Annotated in this window: 5 protein-coding genes; 3 read left to right on the top strand and 2 right to left on the bottom strand. The window is 51.0% G+C overall.

Going from position 1 to position 6,808, the window contains the following annotated elements; translation table 11 throughout:
• The first annotated feature begins 421 nt into the window (after positions 1-421).
• The 3 genes from ACQY36_RS05085 (at position 422) to rimO (ending at position 3,648) form a co-directional block, all read left to right on the top strand.
• The gene (locus ACQY36_RS05085) at positions 422-868 is read left to right on the top strand and encodes a hypothetical protein (RefSeq protein WP_428078132.1); all 447 of its coding nucleotides are present in this window, start codon (positions 422-424) and stop codon (positions 866-868) included.
• Between the two features lie 78 nt (positions 869-946).
• On the top strand, positions 947-2,329 hold the full coding sequence (locus ACQY36_RS05080; protein ID WP_428078130.1) for a TrkH family potassium uptake protein: 1,383 nt from the start codon (positions 947-949) through the stop codon (positions 2,327-2,329).
• Positions 2,330-2,361: 32 nt separating this feature from the next.
• Positions 2,362-3,648 carry a 30S ribosomal protein S12 methylthiotransferase RimO gene (gene rimO, locus ACQY36_RS05075; RefSeq protein WP_428078128.1) on the top strand — a complete coding sequence of 429 codons (1,287 nt, stop codon included), beginning with the start codon at positions 2,362-2,364 and terminating at the stop codon, positions 3,646-3,648.
• 40 nt (positions 3,649-3,688) lie between these two features.
• On the opposite strand, the gene ACQY36_RS05070 is transcribed toward rimO, so the two are convergent.
• Entirely contained in the window at positions 3,689-4,258 is a 570-nt protein-coding gene (locus ACQY36_RS05070; protein ID WP_428078126.1) for a pilin, read from the bottom strand.
• Positions 4,259-4,741: 483 nt separating this feature from the next.
• On the bottom strand, positions 4,742-6,760 hold the full coding sequence (locus ACQY36_RS05065; protein WP_428078124.1) for a phospholipase D-like domain-containing protein: 2,019 nt from the start codon (positions 6,758-6,760) through the stop codon (positions 4,742-4,744).
• Positions 6,761-6,808 lie beyond the last annotated feature (48 nt).

The raw sequence follows: 6,808 nt of genomic DNA, 5'->3' as shown, positions 1-6,808 counted from the left end.
GCACTCCCGCGCCTGCAGGCGTTTTCCGTCAGGAAAACGACCGGAAGCCGAGTCCTACTCGGGGAGCCATTTAGAAAACCAGACGAAAGTCTGGTTTTTTTAATGCCTGCCGTTCCCCGAGAGCGGGCAAACTGCTTTGCCCGCGTTAGGACGAGAAAGGCGGAGCGATGTTTTGGTTTGCGCTGACAAGTCGCAAGGCCAAAACCGCGAGCCCGGTGCGATGGCGCACTCCCGCGCCTGCAGGCGTTTTCCGTCAGGAAAACGACCGGAAGCCGAGTCCGTCCCGGGAAACATTAAAAAAATGTTATATTACTTACATGCCTGTTAGTTCAACTTATTTTGCTTCTTGTTTCTTCTCCCTGTTTATGTCATCTGTCCTGCACTAAAATTAAATTCAGGCAAAAAATCTAAGGAGAACCAAATGCAAAAACATTTATTTACCATCATAGGCAAAGGCCAGTGTGGAAAAACTACAGTCATTAAAAAAATTAATGAGTTGTATCAGTCTCGTTTGGAATCTGCCGGGTTTACCGTTTGTCACGAGAAAAACCCTACAGGCAAAGATATAGCCTTGCGCTATACCCACCCCAACGGATTAAAAATTGGTATTTTCAGCAGTGGAGATACCGCTAGTATTATTGATAAATATTGTGGCATTTTTAAGGACTGCGATATAATTATTTGTGCTTCCCGCCATACAAAACCACAATTTACGGCTATACGAAATGCCGCCCGCGACCAAAACAGACTGTTGCATGTTCTTAATAAAACAGGTATGCATAAAACTGACACAAATCTGGACGACGATTGGATTATTGAACAATTTAAACAAAAAACCCAGAATCTGGAGCCATTTAGTTCATTATAAACAATTACCGAACCAGAGGCAGGAACAGACCTGCCTCTGGTACACATAAAGCCGCTGCCTTTTTACTATAATACTTTTATGGAACCTATTAACTGGCGGGAAGTGTACGCCAAAATAAAAGATTTTATTAAACTCTCACTTAAAAAATACTCGCTGTTTATCGTGCACCTGACCCCGCACCAAAACATCGCGCAGACCGTTCTTTCCTACACCCTGCTCGGCTGGATTCTGCTTTCCCTTCCGTTTATGAACACGACGGACGTTTCTTTTCTGGACAATTTGTTCACTTCCGCATCCGCCGTGTCCACCACCGGGCTGAACAGCGTCAACTTCGCCGATTCATACACGTTTTTGGGCAAGCTGGTGGTGCTGTTTCTCATTCAGGTGGGCGGCGTGGGATATATGACGTTCTCTTCCTTTGTGTATTTGTCTTTCTCCCAGCGCCACCGGCTGCGCAAAAGCCAGCAGGAAGCCCTCTCGGCCGAAGTGGCCCTGCCCAACACCCTTAAACTGTCGGATTTTTTATGGGCCGCCATGGTGTTTACCTTTATTGCGGAAAGCATCGGCGCGGTATTTTTGTTTAATTATTTCCAGCACCACAATTACAGCCTGTTTGATTCCGCCTGGTACAGCATTTTCCACAGCGTTTCTTCGTTTTGTACGGCGGGATTTTCGTTATGGAACAACAGTATGGAAAATTTTGCAGACAGCAAAACCATCAATATCGTCATTTCCTGCCTGTCCCTGGCGGGCGCGATGGGTTTTATCGTCGTAACGGATATTTTTAATTTTATCCGCCGCAAGACCAAAGAAATCACGTTCACCACGAAAATTATCGTTCTTGTAACCGCCTGCCTGGTGGCGTTCGGCACGTTTACGCTGTTTGTTACCACGCCGGGGCTGACGCTGATGGAGGCGTTTTTCCAATCCGTAGCCGCCATGACCACCTGCGGGTTTAACACCGTCAACATCGGCACGCTTTCCTCGTGCTCGCTGCTGATTTTGATTTTGCTGATGAGCATCGGCGGCTCCCCTTCCGGCACCGCCGGCGGTATTAAGACGACGGCCTTTGCCAGCGTGCTCGCCATTATGTACAACCGCCTGCGCCTGCACAACCGCGTGGAGTTTTTGGGGCGGCGCATTCCGCTGGTACGGCTGTATGCGGCCACTTCCACTTTTTTGTTGTATGCATTATTTTTGTTCGCCAGTATTTTCCTGCTTACGTGGACGGAAAAACTCCCGTTTTTAAGCCTGGCGTTTGAATCCGCCGCCGCGCTGGGCACGGCGGGGCTTTCCACCGGCATTACCGGGGAATTATCGGGCTGGGGAAAGCTGATTATTATCGGCACCATGCTGATTGGACGCATCGGCGTGGTAACGTTCGGCATGGCCATACTGGCACACGACGATGACGACGACGAGGATGACAAACCCGCCGAAAAGGCCGACATAGCGGTCTAAAGTCTTATGGCCCAATTTAGTAAAATATAAATATGAAATTTTACCTCATTAGTCTTGGCTGCCCCAAAAACCTCACCAACAGCGAGGAATTTTCCGCCCGGCTCCTGGCCAAAGGCCATAAAATGGTTTTCACGCCCGAACAGGCCGACGAAATCATCATCAACACCTGCGGCTTTATCGCTTCCGCCGTTAAAGAAGCAAAGGACGAAATCCGCTTTGCGCTGGATTTAAAGAAAAAAGGCGCCGTTAAAAAAGTGGCGGTAACGGGCTGCCTGGTGGAACGTTTTAAAGAACAGGTGGCGCAGGAATTTCCGGACCTGGACACGGTATTTTCCATCGCCGCGCAGGACACGGTGGAAAATACGCTTAAAAAACGCGGCGTGATTTTGGACCCGCTTCCAAGCTCCCTCTATTTGCCCGAATACAAAATGAGCCTGACCGCCCCGCACACCGCTTACCTGAAAGTGGCCGACGGCTGCAACAACCGCTGCGCCTACTGCACGATTCCGTTCATCCGCGGGGCGTACCGTTCCAAACCCATGAAAGACGTGGTGCGCGAAGCCAAACTGATGATTGAAAACGGCGTGCAGGAAATTTCCCTCATCGCGCAGGATACGACGTCCTACGGGATGGACCTTTACGGCAAACCCCGGCTTTTAGAACTGCTGGAAAAACTGTTAAAGCTCAAGGGGCTTGGCAGACTTCGCATTATGTACGGCTACCCCCACCGGGTGACGAAAGAAATCGCGCGGCTGATGGCCTCTACGGATAAAATTTTTCATTATTTAGACATTCCTCTCCAGCACATCGCCGACCCGGTGCTCACGCGTATGAACCGCCATTGTGACGCGGCCCAAATCCGCCGTACGCTGGATATGCTCAAAACCGAAGTGCCGGATATTTCCCTGCGCACCAACTTTATCGTGGGGTTCCCCGGCGAGACGAAAAAAGATTTTAACGAGCTTAAAAAGTTTGTTAAAGAATACGAGTTTGACAATATGGGCGTGTTTGAATACTTCCGCGAAAAAGGCACCGCCGCGTATGCGATGGAACAGGTGCCCGCCCGCGTAAAGCACGAGCGCGCCGCCGAACTGGTGGAAACGCAAAGCCGCGTGATTGACAAAATTAACCAACGCCTCACCGGCACCGTACTGGAAGCTATTGCCGACGGGGAAGACTTCGGCCGCACCTATAAAGACGCGCCGGATATTGACGGGAAGGTAACGTTTACGCGTCCGGTTAAAACCGGCAGTATTTTTAAAGCGCGTGTGGTAAGCGCGGAAGGATACGAGCGCGAACTGGAACCGCTAGAAAAATAATTTAAATGCAAAAACCCCGCTTTACGCGGGGTTTTTTATGTTATAAATCCATCCGGTAACACTCGGAGGCGCTGTTGTCGCACTTAACAGGAGTAGGCGAAGACGCCAGCTGGCGGCACATTTCACGCCCCCAGTCCGAATTGGGACGGCAGAAAAAGTCCCCGGTGTGTTCATCCGACGTATACCCCCGGTTAAACGTAAGCAGGAGCAAATCAAAATCGCTTTTAGCCTGGCCTTTGCTTTTATGGTACCCGTACCGTGCATGGCCGGTACCGTTCCAGATGCTGGTTTTGTCGTCCAGGTATAAAGTTCCGTCGCACCAGGGCTCTTCACTCTCACATACGCCGTCGGCACTCTGCCCGCTGCAGCGGTAGCGGTATGCTTCTACGCCCAGCGCATCCATATACCGCCCTAAATCCATACAATTTGTATTGCCGGTATTCATCACATACAGTTCGCGCCCTTCTTTAATTTTTTTAAACCAGGGCAACAGCTTGGCTACCCGCGCTTTTACGACAGCTTTTTCGTACTGCGGCAGCGCGACAGCCGCCAGAATACCAATGATTAAAACAACCACTAACAGTTCTATTAAAGTAAAACCTTTTTCCATAAGATACTCCTAAGCAAGTTGATTTAAAGGCTCATTTTTATTTTAATATGACGGAGCCTTAAAATCAATACTCAAAACACTGTATCAAAAAAAAAACGCGTCAAGGGGGCGAGCCGCCCCTCCCTTTCCCTGACAGTGCCATCCGACTAATGGGGCCACACTATTTAAACAATGTTGCCAAGCACCGTAACAGCGAGCCAAAAAAGCCGCCCGCAGGGTCCGGGCCTTGGGGCTCTGGCCTTATCCAGAGTTCAGCGAAATACGGTACTTTTAGATACTTGGGAGAGAAACATTCGGGGACGCAAAAGTTTGCCGGGGAACGGTTCTTTATCTGCCGGCCGGCAAGGCCCCCTTCCAGGGGGCGGTGCTCTATGCGAACACATCCGACTAATTGAGCCACACTATTTAAACAATGTTGCCAAGCACCGTAAAGTCTGCACGGCCTGCAAGGCCCTTTTTCCGGCAGCAAAAAAGAGAACAGATTTACAGCTGGTTCGTCAGCGCGGTAACGATGGTATACGTCCAGGCGATATCAAGCGGCTCCGTGAGTTCTTCGGAACCCGCAAAATCCGCCTCAAACAGCCGTTCGGTCAGCTCCCGCACAAAGGCCGGGTCGGAGATACCCAGGCTCATTTCTTTATTGATGTAGAGGCTCATTTTGTCAAAATTGGCGGTTCCCACCACGGCCCAGCCGTCGTACACGGCGGCTTTCACGTGGCTCATCCCGTTGTAGAAATATACGCGCACGCCGTTTTTTAACAGCTTGTTGGCCATAAAACGGTTGTTTTTATCCATAATGCCCACATCGTTCTTGCCGGGCAGAATCACGCGCACGTCCACCCCGCGGCCGCGGGCGTCAATCAGTTCTTTGATGATGCGGTCGTCGGAGAAATAGGCGTTCTCAATATAAATGCGCTTTTTGGCGCGGCGGATGGCTTCGCGCTGGGCGTCAAAAATTTCGCTGTCGTGGGGCTTGGTGTACATCAGCCGCACGTCAATCATACCGGGTCCCTCGCGGTTTACGTCGCGGGAGCGTTTGCTGAACAGTTTGCGGTACGCCGCGGCGTAATCGCCGCCCCAGCCGGTAAACGACCAGTTCTCGTAAAAATTCTTCACCAGCCGCCCCACCACCGGGCCTTCCAACGCCACCATCATATCGTGCCAGGTGTAGCGGTATTCCTGGCCGATGTTCATCCCGCCCGTATAGGCAATTTTTCGGTCCACGATATACACCTTATTGTGGTCAAACGTACCCCACGGGTTTAAATGCGTGCGCGCTTTGGTTTTGGAATTTTTGCGCAGGTACGACGTAATGTACTTGGGCATAATAAACGTTTCGGAGGTTTTAAGCTCCGGGTTTTTGCCCGAATTTAACACCGTATTGAGTTCGTCCACAATCACGCGCACGTCTATCCCGTCGGCCGAACGGCTTTTCATCACGTCCGCAACGGACAGGCCGTACGGGTCCGCCATAAAAATATATACGCTGGTGAAAATGCTCTCCCGCGCGCGCTGCATAGCCAGCATAAAATGCGGGAAGAATTCATCCCCGTCAATCAAAAGCGTAACGCGCGCCTTATAATTTTGCCTGCTGATTTTTTTATCCAGCCACCGGTTAAAATCCGCCAAATCCATTCCTTCGCCGGAGGTATTCAGCGGCGGAACTTCTTTTAAGTCCCACGCGTGGGGCGGAAAAAGCGTATACACCGTAGATGTGCCGAACGCCGCCAGGCGGTGCATGGAAGTAAACGGCGCTTTTACAAAACTAAACAGCTGGCTTTTGACGAAAAACGAATAAATAAACGAGGCGGAGAAACCGAGCGAAGTCATCTCCTTTTTCACTTCGTAATAATCGGGCAGCTGGAGCTGTACGTTCGCGCCGATTTCAGTATCCACATAAATGTAAGGGGACATCGGCACATCATCCAGCCGCAGCAAAAACCGCGTGTACGCCTGGCCCGACGCGGCCACCATCTTTTTTATCTGCTCGTTTACCAGGCGCGTAAACTGCTGCGCGTCAATGCGGCCGATAATTTCTATATCGCCCGGCGCGTCTTTAAGCTGCACCAAATCCGGCGTGCCGTCGGCCCGGCGCAGCAGCATCGTTTCGTAATTTTGGATAAACAGCAATATGCCCTGCGAAGACCGCTCCGGCATCAGCGGCAAAATGGTTTGTTTGAGCACTTCCGTCCACTCGCGCCCCACCACTACCACGCGGCGGCTGCGGTCCAGTTTTTCCCCTTCTTTAAAGCGGCGCGGAACCAGCCCGGCGATGTCCACGTTCCCCTCTTTTTCCGCTTGGTCCAGCGCGGCGGTAAAGAAAAATCTTTCCCCGTCGTAATCATATTCAATATACAGCGTGTCCGCGGCGACAAAAGCGTCCCGCGCCTCCAATTCGTGCTGGGCGATGCGGCGCATGGCCTCTTTTTTCTGAACGTTGTGCGTGCAGGCACACAGCAAAGATGCAAAGCAAAAACACAGCAGTAAGCGGATGGTTTTCATACGGGTATTTTAGCAAATCTCTCCCCCGCGCCGCGATTGTGTATAATG

Origin of the sequence: Candidatus Avelusimicrobium alvi (assembly GCF_958451995.1) — a bacterium.
In the GTDB taxonomy this organism is placed as follows: Bacteria; Elusimicrobiota; Elusimicrobia; order Elusimicrobiales; family Elusimicrobiaceae; genus Avelusimicrobium; species Avelusimicrobium alvi.
The sequence above is the reverse complement of the archived record's forward strand: the minus strand, read 5'-3'. Positions and strand labels throughout refer to the sequence as shown.

Coding starts and splice junctions, on each gene's coding strand:
- ACQY36_RS05085 (WP_428078132.1), top strand. CDS start 422: ATGCAAAAACATTTATTTACCATCATAGGCAAAGGCCAGTGTGGAAAA.
- ACQY36_RS05080 (WP_428078130.1), top strand. CDS start 947: ATGGAACCTATTAACTGGCGGGAAGTGTACGCCAAAATAAAAGATTTT.
- rimO (WP_428078128.1), top strand. CDS start 2,362: ATGAAATTTTACCTCATTAGTCTTGGCTGCCCCAAAAACCTCACCAAC.
- ACQY36_RS05070 (WP_428078126.1), bottom strand. CDS start 4,258: ATGGAAAAAGGTTTTACTTTAATAGAACTGTTAGTGGTTGTTTTAATC.
- ACQY36_RS05065 (WP_428078124.1), bottom strand. CDS start 6,760: ATGAAAACCATCCGCTTACTGCTGTGTTTTTGCTTTGCATCTTTGCTG.